Source organism: Streptococcus oralis (assembly GCF_003943415.1).
GTDB lineage: Bacteria > Bacillota > Bacilli > Lactobacillales > Streptococcaceae > Streptococcus > Streptococcus oralis_BJ.
The window spans coordinates 267,214-286,510 of the sequence record NZ_RJPK01000002.1 but is presented as its reverse complement, the minus strand read 5'-3'; the positions used below and the strand labels follow the sequence as shown (position 1 = coordinate 286,510).

General features: G+C 41.9%; 22 protein-coding genes. 20 read left to right on the top strand and 2 right to left on the bottom strand.

All coding sequences use genetic code 11. The features are described from left to right. Nucleotides 1-44: 44 nt before the first annotated feature. From D8801_RS09910 to mnmG, 8 genes are all read left to right on the top strand, one after another. Complete coding sequence (locus D8801_RS09910; RefSeq protein ID WP_084925431.1) at nucleotides 45-251, top strand: hypothetical protein; 207 nt, start codon at nucleotides 45-47, stop codon at nucleotides 249-251. 464 nt (nucleotides 252-715) lie between these two features. Next, on the top strand, nucleotides 716-1,522 hold the full coding sequence (locus D8801_RS04105) for an ABC transporter substrate-binding protein (RefSeq protein ID WP_125848062.1): 807 nt from the start codon (nucleotides 716-718) through the stop codon (nucleotides 1,520-1,522). A gap of 15 nt (nucleotides 1,523-1,537) precedes the next feature. Then, on the top strand, nucleotides 1,538-2,734 hold the full coding sequence (locus tag D8801_RS04100) for an argininosuccinate synthase (protein WP_125848060.1): 1,197 nt from the start codon (nucleotides 1,538-1,540) through the stop codon (nucleotides 2,732-2,734). Between the two features lie 28 nt (nucleotides 2,735-2,762). Beyond that, nucleotides 2,763-4,154 (top strand): argininosuccinate lyase, encoded by a 1,392-nt coding sequence (gene argH, locus D8801_RS04095; RefSeq protein WP_125848058.1) that lies wholly within the window; start codon nucleotides 2,763-2,765, stop codon nucleotides 4,152-4,154. 161 nt (nucleotides 4,155-4,315) lie between these two features. Then, on the top strand, nucleotides 4,316-5,437 hold the full coding sequence (gene mnmA, locus D8801_RS04090) for a tRNA 2-thiouridine(34) synthase MnmA (RefSeq protein ID WP_125848056.1): 1,122 nt from the start codon (nucleotides 4,316-4,318) through the stop codon (nucleotides 5,435-5,437). Between the two features lie 140 nt (nucleotides 5,438-5,577). Beyond that, complete coding sequence (locus D8801_RS04085; protein WP_185758493.1) at nucleotides 5,578-6,033, top strand: NUDIX hydrolase; 456 nt, start codon at nucleotides 5,578-5,580, stop codon at nucleotides 6,031-6,033. A gap of 8 nt (nucleotides 6,034-6,041) precedes the next feature. Next, entirely contained in the window at nucleotides 6,042-6,473 is a 432-nt protein-coding gene (locus D8801_RS04080; RefSeq protein WP_125848052.1) for an NUDIX hydrolase, read from the top strand. Continuing rightward, on the top strand, nucleotides 6,463-8,376 hold the full coding sequence (gene mnmG, locus D8801_RS04075) for a tRNA uridine-5-carboxymethylaminomethyl(34) synthesis enzyme MnmG (RefSeq protein ID WP_125848050.1): 1,914 nt from the start codon (nucleotides 6,463-6,465) through the stop codon (nucleotides 8,374-8,376). Before D8801_RS04080 ends, mnmG begins: the two co-directional genes overlap by 11 nt. Before the next feature lie 36 nt (nucleotides 8,377-8,412). On the opposite strand, the gene rnjA is transcribed toward mnmG, so the two are convergent. Further along, complete coding sequence (gene rnjA, locus D8801_RS04070; protein WP_000331971.1) at nucleotides 8,413-10,095, bottom strand: ribonuclease J1; 1,683 nt, start codon at nucleotides 10,093-10,095, stop codon at nucleotides 8,413-8,415. Between the two features lies 1 nt (nucleotide 10,096). Further along, the gene (locus D8801_RS04065) at nucleotides 10,097-10,330 is read right to left on the bottom strand and encodes a DNA-dependent RNA polymerase subunit epsilon (protein ID WP_000639585.1); all 234 of its coding nucleotides are present in this window, start codon (nucleotides 10,328-10,330) and stop codon (nucleotides 10,097-10,099) included. 291 nt (nucleotides 10,331-10,621) lie between these two features. On the opposite strand from D8801_RS04065, the gene D8801_RS04060 reads away from it, so the two are divergent. The 12 genes from D8801_RS04060 (at nucleotide 10,622) to D8801_RS04000 (ending at nucleotide 19,296) form a co-directional block, all read left to right on the top strand. Beyond that, on the top strand, nucleotides 10,622-10,837 hold the full coding sequence (locus D8801_RS04060) for a hypothetical protein (RefSeq protein WP_125848048.1): 216 nt from the start codon (nucleotides 10,622-10,624) through the stop codon (nucleotides 10,835-10,837). Nucleotides 10,838-11,315: 478 nt separating this feature from the next. After that, the gene (gene tsaB, locus D8801_RS04050) at nucleotides 11,316-11,999 is read left to right on the top strand and encodes a tRNA (adenosine(37)-N6)-threonylcarbamoyltransferase complex dimerization subunit type 1 TsaB (protein WP_125848044.1); all 684 of its coding nucleotides are present in this window, start codon (nucleotides 11,316-11,318) and stop codon (nucleotides 11,997-11,999) included. Next, nucleotides 11,996-12,433, top strand: coding sequence for a ribosomal protein S18-alanine N-acetyltransferase (rimI, locus tag D8801_RS04045; RefSeq protein ID WP_125848042.1), 438 nt, complete (start codon nucleotides 11,996-11,998; stop codon nucleotides 12,431-12,433). The genes tsaB and rimI overlap by 4 nt, the downstream gene beginning before the upstream one ends. Further along, nucleotides 12,423-13,433 (top strand): tRNA (adenosine(37)-N6)-threonylcarbamoyltransferase complex transferase subunit TsaD, encoded by a 1,011-nt coding sequence (gene tsaD / locus D8801_RS04040; protein ID WP_125848040.1) that lies wholly within the window; start codon nucleotides 12,423-12,425, stop codon nucleotides 13,431-13,433. The genes rimI and tsaD overlap by 11 nt, the downstream gene beginning before the upstream one ends. A 109-nt stretch (nucleotides 13,434-13,542) precedes the next feature. Continuing rightward, nucleotides 13,543-14,364, top strand: a complete 822-nt coding sequence (locus D8801_RS04035; RefSeq protein WP_125848038.1) for an Rgg/GadR/MutR family transcriptional regulator — start codon at nucleotides 13,543-13,545, stop codon at nucleotides 14,362-14,364. 103 nt (nucleotides 14,365-14,467) lie between these two features. Beyond that, nucleotides 14,468-14,677 carry a hypothetical protein gene (locus tag D8801_RS04030; RefSeq protein ID WP_125848208.1) on the top strand — a complete coding sequence of 70 codons (210 nt, stop codon included), beginning with the start codon at nucleotides 14,468-14,470 and terminating at the stop codon, nucleotides 14,675-14,677. Between the two features lie 18 nt (nucleotides 14,678-14,695). Then, a complete protein-coding gene (locus tag D8801_RS04025) occupies nucleotides 14,696-15,370 on the top strand; it encodes a CPBP family intramembrane glutamic endopeptidase (RefSeq protein WP_125848036.1) in 675 nt (224 codons plus the stop codon). A gap of 11 nt (nucleotides 15,371-15,381) precedes the next feature. Continuing rightward, entirely contained in the window at nucleotides 15,382-16,047 is a 666-nt protein-coding gene (locus D8801_RS04020; protein ID WP_125848034.1) for a CPBP family intramembrane glutamic endopeptidase, read from the top strand. A gap of 71 nt (nucleotides 16,048-16,118) precedes the next feature. After that, nucleotides 16,119-17,345 carry an MFS transporter gene (locus D8801_RS04015; RefSeq protein ID WP_125848032.1) on the top strand — a complete coding sequence of 409 codons (1,227 nt, stop codon included), beginning with the start codon at nucleotides 16,119-16,121 and terminating at the stop codon, nucleotides 17,343-17,345. A 193-nt stretch (nucleotides 17,346-17,538) separates the two neighbouring features. Continuing rightward, nucleotides 17,539-18,144, top strand: a complete 606-nt coding sequence (locus D8801_RS04010) for a hypothetical protein (protein WP_125848030.1) — start codon at nucleotides 17,539-17,541, stop codon at nucleotides 18,142-18,144. A 143-nt stretch (nucleotides 18,145-18,287) separates the two neighbouring features. Further along, nucleotides 18,288-18,983 (top strand): AzlC family ABC transporter permease, encoded by a 696-nt coding sequence (locus D8801_RS04005; protein WP_125848028.1) that lies wholly within the window; start codon nucleotides 18,288-18,290, stop codon nucleotides 18,981-18,983. Beyond that, nucleotides 18,973-19,296 carry an AzlD domain-containing protein gene (locus D8801_RS04000; RefSeq protein WP_004263021.1) on the top strand — a complete coding sequence of 108 codons (324 nt, stop codon included), beginning with the start codon at nucleotides 18,973-18,975 and terminating at the stop codon, nucleotides 19,294-19,296. Before D8801_RS04005 ends, D8801_RS04000 begins: the two co-directional genes overlap by 11 nt. Nucleotide 19,297: the final 1 nt, after the last annotated feature.

The following is a 19,297-nucleotide window of genomic DNA, read 5'->3' as shown; positions in this document are numbered from 1 at the left end:
TCTAAAATAAAACTGATTTAATGGAGCAAATGGAGAATCGTTACATGAAATATTTTTTTGCAGGAATTGGTGAGATAAGATTTATTAGTTATCTATTGTCTCTATGTGTAGGACTAGCCCCTCTTTTTCATATCTATGTTATAGGTTCTGAAATGAGTTTTGTGAACATAGTATTATCTATTTTGGGAATTATATTTGTTTGTATTTTAACTATTGCTCGATTTTATAGGAAGTTTTTCTATAAAGAATAGTTTGGATTTGAAAAGTGTCCAGATTGAAGAAAAAGTCCATTTTGGACAATTTTCTTCAATCTTTTTCTTTTACTAGAGAAAGTAGAAAACTCTTAAAAATAGCATTATATCAGCATTCCTAAGAGTTTCTACTATATAATAGCCAACCTTCAAAAGAGCAATTTTGCAACTCTGATAGGGTTTGTTTACGTTCTGAGAGTCCTTTAGGACTCTTTTTTTGTTTTGCTAGAACAAAAAGTGTAAATATCTTTTCAGAATGATCTTTTTGTATGAATTCAATGCAATGTTTTAAATTGTCTTAAAACTCAAATAGTATAAATAAGCTTATTATATGTAAAAATATATCATATAATAAGAATTTTCTTGATTGAAGTGGAATAAAATACAGTTTTTTCTTGACAAATGATTTTGAGAAGTGTATTATTTATACAATTTAAAAGTATAAAAATAAGAGGAGGTTTTCTATGAATAAAGTAAAGGAGGTGTTGATGACGATGTTTAGTTTGCTTATGTTTCCCTTATTATTTGCTTGTAGTAACAGTCAGTCCCAAGGTGTTGAAGCCATTAAGACTAAAGGAAAATTGGTGGTGGCTCTGAATCCAGAGTTTGCTCCATTTGAATATCAGAAATTGGTTGATGGGAAAAATCAGATTGTAGGTTCAGATGTTGAACTAGCCAAAGCCATCGCAAAGGAGCTAGGTGTGGAAGTGGAATTCTCTCCAATGAGTTTTGACAATGTACTGGCTAGTCTTGATTCAGGTAAGGCCGATCTTGCCATATCAGGTGTTTCTAAAACGGAGGAGAGAAGTCAAGTTTACGATTTTTCAATTCCCTACTACACTTCGAAAAATAAGGTTATTGTAAGAAAATCTGAATTAACGAATTACCAATCAGTGAAGGATTTGGCTCAGAAAAAGGTTGGAGCGCAGAAAGGTTCTATCCAGGAAACTTTGGTCAAAGAAACCTTGCAGGATTCTTCTCTCGTTTCACTTCCTAAAAATGGAAATTTGATAACAGATTTGAAATCTGGGCAACTGGATGCGGTTATCTTTGAGGAACCAGTGGCGAAAGGATTTGTAGAGAATAATCCAGACCTAGCCATCGCTGAGTTTGATTTTGACAATGACAAAGAAGATTCCTACGCTGTTGCGATGAAAAAAGACAGTAAAGAATTAAAAGAGGCGGTTGACAAAACCATCCAGAAGTTGAAGGATTCTGGGGAGTTGGACAAATTGATTGACGATGCTTTTAAAGCCTCTATCGAAAAATAGAAAGAAGGAAGAGAAATGAGTAAGGAAAAAGTTATTTTAGCCTATTCAGGTGGATTGGATACATCGGTTGCTATTACATGGTTAAAAAAAGACTATGATGTAATCGCTGTTTGTATGGATGTGGGTGAGGGAAAAGATTTGGAGTTCATCCACGATAAAGCTCTCAAGGTTGGGGCTGTAGAGTCTTATGTCATTGATGTTAAGGAAGAATTTGCTAATGACTATGTTTTAGTGGCCCTTCAGGCTCATGCCTACTATGAACAGAAGTATCCCTTGGTATCTGCTCTGAGTCGCCCTCTTATTTCAAAAAAACTCGTTGAAATAGCTCATCAGACAGGGGCAACCACAATTGCCCATGGTTGTACAGGTAAGGGAAACGACCAAGTTCGGTTTGAAGTTTCTATTGCGGCTTTGGATCCCAATTTAAAGGTAGTTGCGCCTGTTCGTGAGTGGAAATGGTCTCGTGAAGAAGAAATCCAATATGCCAAAGAAAACGGCGTTCCAGTTCCTGCTGACCTTGACAATCCTTACTCTGTCGATCAAAATCTTTGGGGACGCGCAAATGAATGTGGTGTCTTGGAAAACCCTTGGAACCAAGCGCCTGAAGAAGCATTTGGAATCACATCTTCTCCAGAAGAGGCACCAGACAGTCCAGAATTTATTGACATTGAGTTTAGCTGTGGGGTGCCCATCTCCCTCAATGGTGAGAAGATGAAAGTGGCGGCTTTGATTCAAAAGCTAAATGAAATTGCGGGCAAACACGGTGTTGGTCGTATTGACCATGTGGAAAATCGCCTAGTCGGTATTAAGTCAAGAGAGATTTATGAGTGCCCAGGTGCTGTGACTTTATTGGCAGCTCATAAGGAGATTGAAGACTTGATTCTTGTGAGAGAAGTGGCTCATTTCAAACCTATTATCGAAAATGAGTTGTCCAATCTCATCTATAATGCCTTGTGGTTTAGCCCAGCAACTCAGGCTTTGATTGCCTATATCAAGGAGACACAGAAAGTTGTCAATGGAACTGCAAAAGTTAAACTCTATAAGGGGAACGCTCAGGTAGTGGCTCGGAAATCACCAAATTCTCTTTACGATGAAAATTTGGCGACTTATACTAGTGCGGATACTTTTGACCAAGATGCGGCTGTTGGATTTATCAAGCTTTGGGGGCTTCCGACTAAGGTTTATTCAGAAGTTCAGAAAAATGTTGAGTAGTGACACGATAGAAAGGGACATACAGGATATGCCGAAAAATACAAAATTATGGGGTGGTCGATTTGAAGGCACTGTGGAAGAGTGGGTAGAACAGTTCGGTGCGAGTATTTCCTTTGACCACCAGCTGGCAAAATTTGATTTAATGGGTTCCTTAGCTCATGTTCAAATGCTAGGACAGACTAGCATTTTGAGCTTGGAAGAGGCAGAGCAGATCCAAGATGGTCTGCAAGCTTTGTTGCGAGATTTAGAGGCAGGAGAGCTTCATTTTGATATTGCAAATGAAGATATTCATATGAATATGGAAGTGTTGCTGACAGAAAAAATCGGTCCTCTGGCTGGGAAACTACACACAGCTCGTTCTCGGAATGACCAAGTTGCAACGGATATGCACTTATATCTAAAGGAGCAGCTTGGCAATGTCTTGGATAAGTTGGCGAATCTGAACAGTGTTTTGCTGGACTTGGCTGAAAAACATGTGGAAACCATCATGCCAGGCTATACTCATTTGCAACACGCCCAACCGATTAGTTTTGCCCACCATCTCATGGCTTATTACAATATGTTTCAAAGGGACAGCGAGCGTTTTGCATTTAACCTGAAACATACGGACCTATCTCCCCTGGGTGCGGCTGCCTTGGCGGGGACAACTTTTCCAATCGATCGTCAATTATCGAGTGACTTATTGGGCTTCCAACAACCCTATACCAATTCCTTGGATGCAGTGAGTGACCGTGATTTTATCTTAGAATTTCTGTCAAATGCCAGCATTTTGATGATGCATATGAGTCGTTTTTGTGAGGAAATCATCAATTGGTGCAGTTTTGAGTATCAGTACATTAGCTTGTCTGATAGTTTTTCAACAGGTTCGTCTATCATGCCCCAGAAGAAAAATCCTGATATGGCTGAATTGATTCGAGGGAAGACAGGACGGGTTTACGGGCACTTGCTTGGACTATTGACCGTCACGAAGTCGTTGCCTCTGGCCTATAATAAGGATTTGCAAGAGGACAAGGAAGGCATGTTTGATACAGTAGAAACGATTTTAAATTCTCTAGATGTGTTGGCAGGTATGCTATCGAGCATGCAGGTTAATAAGGCCAAAATGCAGCAATCCACAGAGAATGATTTTTCGAATGCGACCGAACTGGCAGATTATTTGGCAGAAAAAGGCCTCCCCTTTAGAGAAGCGCATGAAATAGTAGGGAAATTGGTTCTAGACTCTATCAAGCATGATAAAAATATCCAAGATTGGGATTTGAAGGAGTTGCAAGTCTACCATCCCTTGATTGAAGAGGATATTTATATCTACTTGCGCCCAGAAACCGCTGTTCAGAGACGGAATTCCTTAGGAGGAACCGGCTTTGAGCAAGTGAAATACCAGATAGAACAAGCGAAGAAAGAACTTAAAGGGGAAAATTGATTCATTTGCAAAGTAAGAAAGAGCGGCTGAGATGATTTATCAGCCTCTTTCTTGTCTTCTCCAACCAAGCGTGTTATAATGAATACTGCTCAAGCGACCTTCAATCGTTGAAGCACACACGACCTTCAATCGTGAATAAACGAATAGATGGGAGACTTATCATGAGTGATAACTCTAAAACACGTGTTGTCGTGGGGATGAGTGGTGGTGTTGATTCGTCGGTGACGGCTCTCTTGCTCAAGGAGCAGGGCTACGATGTGATCGGCATCTTCATGAAGAACTGGGATGACACAGATGAAAACGGCGTCTGTACGGCGACCGAAGATTACAAGGATGTGGCTGCGGTGGCAGACCAGATCGGCATTCCTTACTACTCTGTCAATTTTGAAAAAGAGTACTGGGACCGCGTTTTTGAGTATTTCCTAGCGGAATACCGTGCAGGGCGCACGCCAAATCCAGATGTTATGTGCAACAAGGAAATTAAGTTCAAGGCCTTTTTGGACTATGCCATGATCTTGGGGGCAGACTATGTGGCAACTGGGCACTATGCCCGTGTGTCGCGTGATGAGGATGGCATTGTTCACATGCTTCGTGGCGTGGACAATGGCAAGGATCAGACCTATTTCCTCAGCCAACTTTCGCAAGAACAACTTCAAAAAACCATGTTCCCATTGGGACATTTGGAAAAGCCTGAAGTACGAAAACTAGCAGAAGAAGCAGGCCTTGCGACTGCCAAGAAGAAAGACTCGACAGGGATTTGCTTTATCGGAGAAAAGAACTTTAAAAACTTTCTCAGTAATTACCTGCCAGCTCAGCCTGGTCGCATGATGACTGTGGATGGTCGCGATATGGGTGAGCATGCAGGTCTGATGTACTATACAATCGGTCAGCGTGGCGGACTTGGTATCGGTGGACAACATGGCGGTGACAATGCACCGTGGTTTGTTGTCGGAAAAGACCTAAGCAAGAATATCCTCTATGTCGGTCAAGGTTTCTACCATGATTCGCTTATGTCAACAAGCCTAGAAGCCAGTCAAGTTCATTTTACTCGTGAGATGCCAGAGGAATTTACGCTAGAATGTACGGCTAAATTCCGCTACCGTCAGCCTGATTCTAAGGTGACAGTACATGTCAAAGGAGATAAGGCAGAAGTTATCTTTGCGGAACCGCAACGCGCCATCACACCAGGACAGGCAGTTGTCTTTTACGATGGCGAAGAGTGTCTAGGTGGCGGTTTGATTGACAATGCCTACCGCGATGGACAAGTTTGTCAGTACATTTAGATTGACAAATTTTCTCAATTTGCTACAATAATAAAAGCAATAGAAATGATGGTCAAAGCTCATGGATGTTGCAGGCTTTTTTGTCCTGCACTTCTTTGGAGTTTTGACTGTTTTTGTGTCGTTTAAAGGAAAGGATAAAAATGACTCAACAAGACTTTCGGACAAAAGTGGAAAATACAGTTTTTGGCGTTCGAGCGACAGCCTTGATTCTCCAAAATGGCAAGCTCCTAGTTACCAAAGACAAGGGCAAGTATTACACTATTGGCGGTGCGATTCAAGTTAACGAAAAAACGGAAGACGCGGTAGTCCGTGAAGTGAAGGAAGAACTGGGTGTCAAAGCTCAAGCTGGTCAGCTAGCTTTTGTAGTTGAAAATTGTTTTGAACAGGACGGTGTTTCCTATCACAACATTGAGTTTCATTATCTAGTGGACTTGCTGGAGGACGCCCCATTGACCATGCAGGAAGATGAGAAAAGGCAGCCTTGTGAGTGGATTGATTTGGATCAGCTCCAGAATATCCAGCTAGTTCCAGCCTTTTTGAAAACAGCTCTACCAGATTGGGACGGCCAACTAAGACACATTCATCTTGAGGAATAGGAGAGAAAATGATGGTTAAGCTTATTGCCCATGTACTTGTTCATAGTGGTGGTGATTATTTACTCATTCAGCGTTCGGAAATTAAAAGAGGAGAACCCAACGTTTATCCAACTTACTGGGATATTCCTGGTGGCGGGGTTGAAAAGGGTGAACTTCCGCGAGATGGTGCTATTAGAGAATGCATTGAAGAAGCGGGAGTTAGGCTAGATAGCAGTTCGCTCAAACTTCTTCACGAAGATAGTCAACTGGATACCTCTAAGGATACGGTCTTTACTCGCTTAGTTTATAAAGCAGAGTGGGTTGGGGAGAAGCCAATTATCAGATTAGATCCTGAAGAGCATACACACTTTAAATGGGTTACTATGGATCAAGCTCTAGAGGAGGAGAAGTTAGTTCCTTATTTGCGAGAAATTTTTGAAAGGTTAAGAAATGACTTATAATTTTACGGAAGAATACGATATTATTGTAATCGGTGCGGGGCACGCTGGGGTCGAGGCTTCCTTAGCTGCCAGCCGTATGGGCTGTAAGGTCTTGCTTGCGACCATCAACATTGAAATGCTGGCTTTCATGCCTTGTAACCCTTCTATCGGTGGCTCTGCCAAGGGGATTGTTGTGCGTGAAGTCGATGCCCTCGGTGGTGAAATGGCCAAGAATATTGACAAGACTTACATCCAGATGAAGATGCTCAACACAGGGAAAGGACCTGCTGTTCGCGCCCTTCGTGCGCAGGCTGACAAGGAGCTTTACTCTAAGGAAATGCGCAAGACAGTTGAGAATCAAGAAAATCTGACCCTTCGTCAAACCATGATTGATGAGATTTTGGTGGAAGATGGTAAGGTTGTTGGTGTGCGGACGGCGACCCATCAAGAGTATGCTGCTAAGGCTGTAATTGTGACAACGGGGACTGCCCTCCGTGGAGAAATCATCATCGGGGATCTCAAGTATTCGTCAGGTCCTAACCACAGCCTAGCTTCTATTAACCTTGCTGACAATCTCAAGGAACTGGGCCTCGAAATCGGTCGTTTCAAGACAGGAACCCCTCCACGTGTCAAGGCCTCTTCTATCAACTACGACGTGACAGAGATTCAGCCAGGAGATGAAGCGCCTAATCACTTCTCATACACGTCACGTGATGAAGACTATGTCAAGGATCAGGTGCCATGCTGGTTGACCTATACCAACGGTACCAGTCATGAAATTATCCAAAATAACCTCCACCGTGCGCCTATGTTTACAGGTGTGGTCAAGGGAGTGGGGCCTCGTTACTGTCCGTCGATTGAGGATAAGATTGTGCGCTTTGCGGATAAGGAACGCCATCAGCTCTTCCTTGAACCAGAAGGACGTAACACAGAGGAGGTCTATGTGCAAGGTCTTTCAACCAGTCTGCCTGAGGATGTCCAGCGTGACTTGGTTCATTCTATCAAAGGTTTGGAAAATGCAGAGATGATGCGAACAGGTTATGCCATTGAGTATGATATGGTCTTGCCTCATCAGTTGCGTGCGACTCTGGAAACCAAGAAAATCTCAGGTCTTTTCACTGCTGGTCAGACAAATGGAACGTCAGGTTACGAAGAGGCAGCAGGCCAAGGGATTATTGCTGGTATCAATGCGGCTCTGAAAATCCAAGGTAAACCTGAGTTGATTTTGAAGCGCAATGACGGTTATATTGGGGTCATGATTGATGACTTGGTGACCAAGGGGACCATTGAACCCTATCGTCTCTTGACCAGCCGTGCTGAATACCGTCTCATCCTTCGCCATGACAATGCTGATATGCGTTTGACCGAGATGGGTCGAGAGATTGGGCTTGTGGATGATGAACGCTGGGCTCGATTTGAGATTAAGAAAAACCAATTTGACAATGAGATGAAGCGACTAGATAGCATCAAACTCAAGCCAGTCAAGGAAACCAATGCCAAGGTTGAGGAGATGGGCTTCAAACCGTTGACTGATGCAGTAACGGCCAAGGAATTTCTCCGTCGCCCAGAAGTCTCTTACCAAGATGTGGTTGCTTTCATCGGTCCAGCTGCAGAGGACTTGGATGACAAGATCATCGAATTGATTGAAACAGAAATCAAGTACGAAGGCTATATTTCCAAAGCCATGGATCAGGTTGCCAAGATGAAACGCATGGAAGAAAAACGTATTCCAGCTAACATTGACTGGGATGACATTGATTCTATCGCAACCGAAGCCCGCCAGAAGTTCAAACTCATTAATCCAGAAACCATCGGCCAAGCCAGCCGTATTTCGGGAGTAAACCCTGCAGATATTTCTATTTTGATGGTCTATCTTGAAGGTAAAAATCGTAGTATTTCTAAAAATCAAGAAAAGAAAGCATAGAAAAAACAGCTCCGAAGACGGAGCTGTTTTGTTGATTTATTCTTCTTCGTCTGGTGTGAGGATCATCGGGATGATAATCGGTTCACGTTCTGTATTTTCATAGAGGAAAGGACGAATGGCGTTGACGATGGCACCATTGACAGACTGCACGCTAGCATCTTTGTTCTTCAGTGCGATACGAATTGCATTGAAGAGGATACGCTGGCTTTGGCGAATCAAGTCTCCAGACTCTCGCATGTAAACAAAACCTCGGCTGAGGATATCTGGACCAGACAAGATCATTTTAGATTTGAAGTCAACAGTTGCGACTGCTAGAACGACACCATCTTCAGATAGATCTCTACGGTCTTTGAGGACAGCAGCACCGATTTCACCGATACGATTTCCATCGACATAGATGTCTTGGGCGTTGAAATGCCCAGCGATACGAGCTGAGTTAGCAGTAAGGGCAAGCACATCACCATTGCTCATGATAAAGATATTGTCCTTTTCAACACCAGTATCCACCGCTAGTCCAGCGTGGACTTTCTGCATGCGGTATTCACCGTGGACAGGCATGAAGTATTTGGGCTTAATCAAGCGGAGCATGAGTTTTTGCTCTTGCTGACCACCGTGTCCAGAGGTGTGGATATTGTTAATCTTTCCGTGAATGACTTCGACACCAGCTTCAGAAATGATGTTAATCAGCTTATTGACACTAGTGGTGTTTCCAGGGATTGGGCTAGAAGAGAAGATAACGGTATCGCCGGGTTGGAGTTGCACCTGACGGTGGGTTCCGTTAGCGATACGAGAGAGGGCCGCCATCGGCTCGCCTTGACTACCTGTACAGAGGATCAGAACCTCGCCTGCAGGGTAGTCTTTGATTTCATTTGGCTCGATAAAGGTTCCCTTAGGAGCTTTGATGTAGCCAAGCTCGATACCGTTGACAATGGCCTTTTCCATAGAACGACCAAAGACCGCAATCTTGCGTCCAGTCTTAACAGCAGCATCTGTTGCTTGCTGGAGACGGAAGATATTTGAGGCAAAGGATGCAAAGATGATGCGTCCTTCAATGCCTTGGATGATCTTCATGATAGACTGGCCAACGACTTTTTCAGAGTTGGTAAAGGTTGGTACTTCCGCATTTGTCGAGTCAGAGAGGAGACAGAGAACGCCTTCTTCACCAAGGGCTGCCATACGGTGCAAGTCCGCTGGTTCCCCAACTGGAGTAAAGTCAAACTTAAAGTCACCCGTACAAACGATTTTACCTTGAGGAGTGTGAATGACAATCCCCAAAGGCTCTGGAATGGAGTGGGTTGTTCTAAAGAAAGTTGCCTTGAGATTTTTAAAGGTCAACTCAGTGTTGTGGTTGATTTCGTAAAGTTTGGCGTTGCGCAAGAGACCGTGTTCTTCGAGTTTTCCACGGATCAAAGCCAAGGCAAGTGGCCCAGCGTAGATAGGGACATTTGCTTGCTTGAGCAGGAAAGGAATCCCACCGATGTGGTCCTCGTGTCCGTGGGTAATCAAAACAGCCTTGACGCGGTCGATATTGTCCACGATGTAAGAGTAGTCAGGGATAACGTAGTCGATACCCAGCAAGTCATCTTCTGGGAATTTAATCCCAGCATCGACGATAATAATCTCGTCTTGGTATTCAATTCCGTAAGTGTTTTTCCCGATTTCTCCCAGACCACCGATGGCAAAAACGCCGACTTCTTCAGGTTTAAGAGTGTAGGCCATATTAGAACTCCGTGATTTCGAAAGCGCCAGTTTCTTTTTCGTAATCTAGCAATTTGTCAGACAAGAGTTCGATGAATTCGATGTTGTACTCTGGGCGGTTTTCTTCGACAAGTTGGCGAGCAGCGATACGGCCCTCAAGTTCTGAGCTGGCATCGATGTCTAGGTAAAGTGAGCGTGTTGTTTCACGACGTGGGCTACGTTCTTTTGTTTCTTGATAAAAAACTTTGTAAATCATATAGTTCCTTTCTATTTTACAGGTCAGCTTATTCCAAACTTTTAGTAGAGATTTGCTTGATTTCATTCCATTTTGTGTCTAGATTGACCTTGATTCGTTACAATTATTTCAATTATACCACAAAATGAAAAATTAGTAAAAGACGGAAAATGAGAAAGTCGTGAGGGGAAGAGGGAGCAAAAAGATAGATAGAATTTGGTTGGAGAGCACTTAGGTGTTATAATGGAAAGAGAAAGGGAAGTTTATGGATGGAAATATTTCCTATAGCTTTTAAAACAAGGAGGATTAAGGATGTTTAGTTTATTTGAATTTGCGATTGGGGTTCGCCTCTTGATGTTTGTAGTCTTTGTAGCTTGTGTTTATGGAGGAAATCTTATTTTTACATATCTAGAGCACCGAAAAACAAAATTCCTTTGGAAGCTGACCTTTGTAACACTCTACTCTATATTTCTGCTTCTTGTCACCTATGTTGTCTGGCTCGTTTTTCATTTTGGTTTAAATGTTTGAGCTCAATTATTCATCTAAATATACAGAAAATCCACCTCGTCTTGATAGATGGGGCGGATTTTTCTATTTTTAGATGAGCTCTTTATTGTTTCGATGATGATTTCTCGCATCGAAAATCGAGTTGAAACATAAAAAGAAAACAATACAAACCGATAAATCAACTGGTAAGGAGATCCTAGTTATGTTTAAATCATTTAGAAGATAGAGCAGGCTATAGCCGAAGAAGAGAAAAAAGTTTACCCTTCTAAAAATGTGCCTTTTATCTAGCATGACTTATCCAAATTTCTTACGAAGATCCTTTCAATTTTCTTGTTCACTTATATATTCGGAAAAGATAGAAAAATCTACAACTTTTTTAAAATTTTTGTGCTTTCCTCTTTGTCTAAGTGGCAGGGCTTTTTGTTTGGAGAGAAAGAAAATTCCCATGCGTCAGCTTTTGTAGTATAATAGTAAGCAGACAAAAAGATAGGAATGTGTTATGAAAGTATTAGCTTTTGATACGTCTAGCAAGGCTCTTTCTCTAGCCATTTTAGAGGATAAGCAGGTTCTTGCCGAGACTATGATCAATATCAAGAAAAATCACAGTATCACCCTCATGCCTGCCATCGATTTTTTGATGTCAAGTTTGGATTGGACACCCAAGGATTTGGACCGAATCGTGGTGGCAGAGGGACCAGGTAGCTACACGGGCTTGCGAATTGCGGTGGCGACTGCCAAGACCTTGGCTCATACCCTGAACATTGAGTTAGTTGGTATGTCTAGCCTATTGGCTCTGGTGCCACGCCAACAAGGAGGCTTGGTGGTTCCTTTGATGGATGCTCGTCGCAACAATGTTTATGCAGGATTTTATGAAAATGCCAAACCTGTTATGCCAGAAGCACACCTGTCCTTTGCGGAAGTGCTAGAGCAGGTCAAGGATGCTGAACAGGTAACCTTTTTCGGAGAAGTTGGAGCCTTTGTGGAACAAATCCAAGAACAACTACCACAAGCCAGCTACCAAGAAACCTTGCCAAATGCAGCTAATCTAGCTCTTTGGGCCTGGGATAAGGAAGCAGACTCCTTGCACGACTTTGTGCCAAATTACCTCAAACGAGTTGAGGCTGAGGAAAATTGGCTTAAAAATCACACCGAGTCTGGCGAATCTTACATTAAACGCCTATGATTGAAATCAAACGAATTCAACAGCAACCTGACCTGGCTCAAGCCATCTACGCTGTCATGGCAGATGTTTACCCAGTCAGTCCTTGGACGCTGGAACAAATCCAAGCAGACCTGTCCCAAGACCAGACTTGGTACGCTCTGGCTTATGAGGGAGCAGAAATGATAGGTATTTTAGCTGTGCAGGAGAATCTCTTTGAGGCAGAAGTCCTGCAAATCGCTGTCAAGGGAGCCTATCAGGGTCAGGGAATTGCATCAGCCTTGTTTGCAACATTGCCGACAGATAAGGAAATTTTCCTTGAAGTCAGAAAGTCAAATCATCGAGCGCAAGCATTTTACAAGAAAGAAAAGATGGCGGTCATCGCTGAGCGAAAGTCCTATTACCATGACCCAGTCGAGGACGCCATCATCATGAAGAGAGAAATAGATGAAGGATAGATATATTTTAGCATTTGAAACATCCTGTGACGAGACCAGTGTCGCTGTCTTGAAAAACGACGATGAGCTCTTGTCCAATGTCATTGCAAGTCAAATTGAGAGTCACAAACGTTTCGGTGGCGTAGTGCCAGAAGTGGCTAGTCGTCACCATGTCGAGGTCATTACAGCCTGTATCGAGGAGGCTCTAGCAGAAGCAGGGATTAGAGAAGAGGACGTAACAGCTGTTGCGGTCACCTACGGACCAGGATTGGTTGGAGCTCTGCTAGTTGGTTTGTCAGCTGCCAAGGCCTTTGCTTGGGCGCATGGCCTGCCACTTATCCCCGTCAATCACATGGCTGGTCACCTCATGGCAGCTCAGAGTGTGGAGCCTTTGGAGTTTCCCTTGCTAGCCCTCTTGGTCAGCGGAGGACACACCGAGTTGGTCTATGTATCAGAGGCTGGCGATTACAAGATTGTTGGAGAGACACGAGACGATGCAGTTGGGGAGGCCTATGACAAGGTCGGCCGTGTCATGGGCTTGACCTATCCAGCAGGTCGCGAGATTGACGAGCTAGCTCATAAAGGGCAGGATGTGTATGATTTCCCTCGTGCCATGATTAAGGAAGATAATCTGGAGTTTTCGTTTTCAGGTTTGAAGTCTGCCTTTATCAATCTTCACCACAATGCCGAGCGAAAGGGAGAAACTTTATCCAAGGAAGATTTGTCAGCTTCCTTCCAAGCAGCAGTCATGGATATTCTTATGGCCAAAACCAAGAAGGCCTTAGAAAAATACCCTGTTAAAACTCTAGTCGTAGCAGGTGGCGTGGCAGCTAATAAAGGCCTCAGAGAACGTCTAGCAGCTGAAATCACAGATGTCAAGGTAATTATCCCACCCCTGCGCCTCTGCGGAGACAATGCAGGCATGATTGCCTATGCCAGCGTCAGCGAGTGGAACAAAGAAAACTTTGCAGGCTTGGATCTCAACGCCAAACCAAGTCTCGCCTTTGATACCATAGAATAAAGAGTCAGCTTTGAGCTGGCTTTTTTGATAAAATATTTTATAATATGATAAAAAAGTAAAATTTTTTACGAATAGAATAGTAAAGGGAATCTTTAAAGGGAGTTTAGCCATGATTGAAAAACAGGAATTGGGAGAATTTTACAAGGAATTGCGCCTAGCGAGGAAACTCAAGCAGTCAGATGTGGCTTGTGATGGCTTGACAGCATCTCAGCTATCCAAGTTCGAACTAGGGCAGTCTATGCTGTCTGCGGATAAGCTGATCCTAGCTATCCAAAGGATTAATGTGACCTTCGACGAGTTTGGGCATAAACTCAACAACTACCAAGAATCTCCCCATATGCGAATCGGTCGAAAGGTTGTGGATCGCTTTGCTCATCAAGATATAGCAGGATTAGAGCAACTGTTGAAGGAAGTCGAGCAAGAACAGATGGCGCAGACCTATCGTCGTTTGAATGCCATCGTGATCAAAGATGCCATCCATTCCTTGGATAAAAACTATCCGCTAGCAGAGGAGGATAGCGAGTTTTTGACCACCTATCTTTATGCTATTGAGTCTTGGACCTGGTTTGAACTCTATCTTTTTTGCAATACTATGCCTTTCTTGAGTGATCAAGACTTGATCTTTTTATCAACCTCTTTACTTGAAAAATCCAAGGAATTTAAAGAATTGGTACACAATAGACTGTATATGAAAAGTGGCTATCTGAATATCATATCAGAGTTCATGGAGCGTAAGCTTTTCTCTTACATCCCAATCTTTGAAGCCGAGTTGGGGAGCATGCTCCGACCATACGATGTTTTTGAGAAATTATTGTGGCAGTTTTTAAAGAAGATGAGCATTTTCCTTCAAACTAAGGGAAGTAATCAAATTCACCAAAATCGCAAATCTGAAATTTACATAAGAAAAAATGTCAAATATGCGATTTTCTAAAATGTGGTGATTTCCGTGTTATACTATCTTTGTAAGACATTTGAAGCAAATCCTAGGTCACAGAAGTGGTTTACAAAGAAAAATAATTGAAGGAATGTAAATGATGTTAAATTTACAATTTGCAGAAACAATGGAACTAACAGAAGTGGAGTTAGAGGCAGTTTACGGAGGAAGCCTTGTGGTTAACCCAGGCAATGGTGGTGGAATTGCTTTACCGATTTGGGGAGGCGGAGGTATTGGACCAAGCCCTTACGGAGCTTTTGATTGGATGAAAGGTCTCTGGGAAGGTTTGGCTGAAAGACGACGTAAATAAAACTTAAAAGGATCAACTATGAAAAGGAAAGAAACGAAATTTCACCTAGCAACCATTTTGGTGCTCGTGTCCTATTACTTGATTTTTAATCTTGTAGCAAAATTAGATTCGGTGAACCAATTATCCGATTTTGGATTTTATGGGATGCAAATTTTATTGATAGTAATTGAGGGAATTGTTGCTACTGTGGTTCTTGTAAAGAGTCAACGTTGGAAAGAGTACGGTCGATTCCAGTTCCGTTGGTCGTATCTAGGTATCTTCTTTCTTTCCTTTATATTGATGTTTTTGTGGGTAAATATAACGACTCGGATCTTTCCTAGTACGCAAAATGGGAGTGCAATTGTGAAAGAAGCAGCTAATTTGACGGGAATTAGTTACTTTATAACGCGTATTCTCTATGGTAGTCTCATTGCTCCGATAGTTGAAGAATTGGTCTTTTGTGGTCTTCTGATGACAGCTCTAGCTAAATTTAAAACATACTATGTTGATGTCATCGTTTCCTCTACTCTTTTTAGTCTCATTCATGTTTTACAGTATGGATGGGTGTTAACAGACTTCATCATTTATGCAGGAGCAGGGCTGCTATTCTGTATGCTATTTCGTTATACTCGTTCAGTTTATTGGTCAATGGCACTCCACATCTTGTGGAATACCTTTTTAATCATCATCAGCTTATTGGTGTTTGGGTTTTAGAAAGGTGAAATATGAAAAAGATAATTTCACACCACTACTTTATTATAGCCGTTTTACTTGTCATTGCTGACCAGTTCTTCATTCGTCTGATCTTACACAGCGACCTTGTTACTGGTCTATCTGACTTTGCCTATTATCTGTCGGATATGCTGTTGAATTTTCTTGTGGTTTTATTTGCTCTTATTGCTATGATTTGGTCGGGGAAATGGCAGAAAATCAACAGTAGAAAGTTTAAAGGATCCTATCTTTTCTATTCCTTTTTAGCTCTGCTTGCTTTTGTTGTTTGGAATTTCGTCACATTTTATCTTTTCCCATCTACCAAAAATGAAATTGCTTATCAACTTGCTGCTCCAAATTTTAAAGGAGCTACGGCATTTTTGATGTATTTTTTCTATCCTGTAATTGCAGGTCCCATTTTTGAAGAAATGATTTATCGTGGATTGGTGATGACTGCTCTGGAAAAAGGTAAGAAATGGGGACTGGATGTGCTTGGTTCTGCTGTTTTATTCGGGATATTGCATATTAGTAATCATGGTTGGGTCTTGACAGACTTTTTCTCATATATGGGTGGTGGCCTCATATTTGCAGTCTTATTTAGAGCAACAAAGTCCATTTATTGGTCTATTGGACTGCATATAGTTTACAACGGCATTGGGCAAATTTTACCGTTGCTGTAATTTTGGGTGCTCAATAATACCGGTCTATCTTGCGGGGGAAAACTTCCCATTTGAACTAAAAAGGAGTTGCGATGAAAGTATTTATTCAGAATAGAGATTTTAGGCAATTAACCATCAACCAGTGGATTTCAACGGTTGGGGATACGATTTTTTATCTTGCTTTTTTGAATTATGTGGCAGATGCTTCGTTTGCCCCCTTGGCAATTTTACTCATTACGATTTCAGAGACTGTTCCTCAAGTTCTGCAAATCTTTATGGGAGTTTTGGCGGATTTTCAACATCATCGTGTCCTAAAGTACACGGTTATTAGTTTTGTCAAATTTGTACTTTATTCTATAGTGGCACTTTCGCTTTCAGGGCAGTCCTTTTCCTTATGGCTCGTATTCTTTATTTGTTTGATGAACCTCTTGTCGGATACATTGAGTTATTTTTCAGGAGCCATGCTAACTCCTATTTTTATAAGAATCATTGGGAAAGAACATCTGACAGAAGCCATTGGCTTTAAACAATCAACAGTTAGTTTAGTTCGGACAATCAGTAATATTCTAGGAGGGATTTTACTAGGAATTCTTTCCATTCAGTTTATTTCCTTGCTAAACGCTCTGACGTTTCTGATAGCATTTGTAGGTATTCTTTTCATAAAAAATGATCTTTTGAAAGTTGAAAAAACAATTAGCTATCAAGAAGGTCTTTCTGTAAAATCGTTTTGCCAGCATTTGTTCCAATCATCGAAATTGATCTGGAATATGGATAGAGTGATCTTCATTTTGTTTATCGTCTCTATCAGCCAAGCTGTGATCAATGTCACTGTTCCTATTTCGACTCTTTTTTTAAGAAACCAACCGTTTTTGAATTTACAAACTGGTCAATCACTCGCTTTGTTATCAACACTAGAATTATCAGCACTTATTGTCGGAAGTCTTGTGAGCGGCTATCTGAAAAATACGATTTCTATAAAAACAGCTCTATACGCTTCGGTCGCCATCCAGTTACTCCTTCTAGTAGGATTTGCCACAGTTCATTTTGGCTTGATTCTGGTTTTCAGCTCCTTGGATGCCTTCATCGCAGGTATACTCTCTCCTAGATTGCAAGAACTCGTCTTTAAACAAATACCTGAGGAGTCAATGGGAGCGGTTCAATCCTCTATTGCTGCTATTACGGTTGTTTTACCAAGTCTATTCACAATCGTTTTCGTAACGATTGCTACAAGTTTTGGAACCCTAGCGGTCAGCTTTATTCTATTGCTATTACTCCTAACCGCATTTGTCATGCTCTTGAATATTCGTGAGAGCATCTAGTAGGGATTTCTGATTTAACTTTTGTTCATACGATAAGGCTGGCTTCCCAGTCTTTTTCTTTATCTAAAATATCTAATAATAGTCCTTGCTCAATTCTTTGTTATCTTAAATGAAAAAGTAATTTTAAAATCAATCACGGAATCCCACTCTATCAAAGTTTGTCAATTCTAGAGTTTTTTTGTATAGTAGAAATATGAAATTTACAAAAATAATCAGTAGTCTGCTTGCTCTTGGAGCTTTACTCATGCTTTTAACAGCTTGCCAGAATATCAAAAAGACACAACTGGTTTTGTTTGAATCCCTTTCATTCAATATGTCCCTTAAATCCTTTGAAGAAGTGTTTGGAGAGGCTAGCGAAGTAGTGGAGGAAACAGAGATGGCCTATCGAGATACTTGGCGTTCTGAAGACCCTTATTTCTATAAAACGGGACGCCTTTTCTATGATTATGAAAATATTTCTTTGAAGGGCCATACAGGTCAAGTAAGATTCACATTTTCAAAATCGCATCGCTTGGAAGAAGCGACAGCTCATATTCCTGTAGCTTCAAAAGGGGAGCAATATGTAGTGCTCAACAATCTATCCCATACTATAAAAAAAGAAATTGAAGCTCTTCCAGATTACCAGTCCATGACCACTGATCCGGTAGGACTATACGATGACGGCTATCGCTATAAAGTCAAGTTGAAAGGACAAAGTAGAGAATTTTGGATCGATGTTTATCCGACAGAAGATGAAGATGCTAAAGAAATTGAAGATAAAAAGTATACTATTCGGGTGGATCAGTTTAGGATGCATTAATAACACTCATGGTATTTCAGCATTTTTTACTAGCTCTAAGTTTCAAACTCTAAACTTTTTTCTCTTCTATGAATGTGTTATAATATTCCTTGCTGTGGCTGTGACCATGAACAGCCTCAAACGAAGAAAATAAGAGGAGAGAGATGAAAGAAAAAGGATTTTGGGAAGGTGTTCAGGCTGCCATGCCGACTGCCCTTGGCTATGTTAGTATCGGTCTAGCTTGCGGGATTATCGGCGCTCCCCATGTGACACCTGTTGAGATGGGCTTGATGAGCCTATTTGTTTATGCTGGGAGTGCCCAGTTTGCCATGTTGGCATTGATTGCGGTCCAAGCGCCTGTGGCGGCCATTGCCATGACGGTCTTTTTGATCAATTTGCGTCTCTTCTTGTTGAGTCTGCATGCGTCGACTTATTTCCGTCATACCAGTCTCTGGCAAAATATCGGGATGTCGAGCCTCTTGACAGATGAGACTTACGGGGTTTTGATGGGAGAATTAGCCCATACAGACAAGGTCCATCCCATGTGGATGCATGGGAACAATCTCAACAGTTATGTAGCTTGGTTTGTTGGGACAGTTGCGGGGACAGCTTTAGGTGGCCTTCTTCCAAATCCTGAAGTCTTTGGCTTGGACTTTGCCCTTGTTGGGATGTTTATCGGGATTTTTACTTCGCAATTCCAGATTATGCAAAGACGGGTTCCTGGCCGTAATCTGCTGATGATCCTAGCAGTTGTTGCGCTGTCTTTCTTTTTGCTCTTGACAGTGGTATCTCAATCGCTAGCTGTTCTGTTTGCGACCTTGCTAGGTTGTACTATGGGGGTGGTCTTAGATGGTCAGTAAGTATCTTTTATTAGCAGTTATTTTCTCTGGCTTGGTGACTTGGATTCCTCGTATGATTCCTTTCATCTTGGTTAAGTACAAGGGTTTGCCAGCTATCGTTGAGCGTTTTTTGAAGTTTTTACCTGTTTCCATTATCTTTGCCTTGATCCTTTCAAGCGTAGTGACAGGTAAGGTTGGAAGCTTTCCTCAAATCAAATGGCTAGACTTTTTAGCAGTCTTTCCAACGGCTTGGGTAGCCTTTCGCTACCGCAATCTAGTGGGCACGGTACTCTTTGGAGTAGTCTTGATTGCAGTCTTGCGTCTGGTCTTTTAGT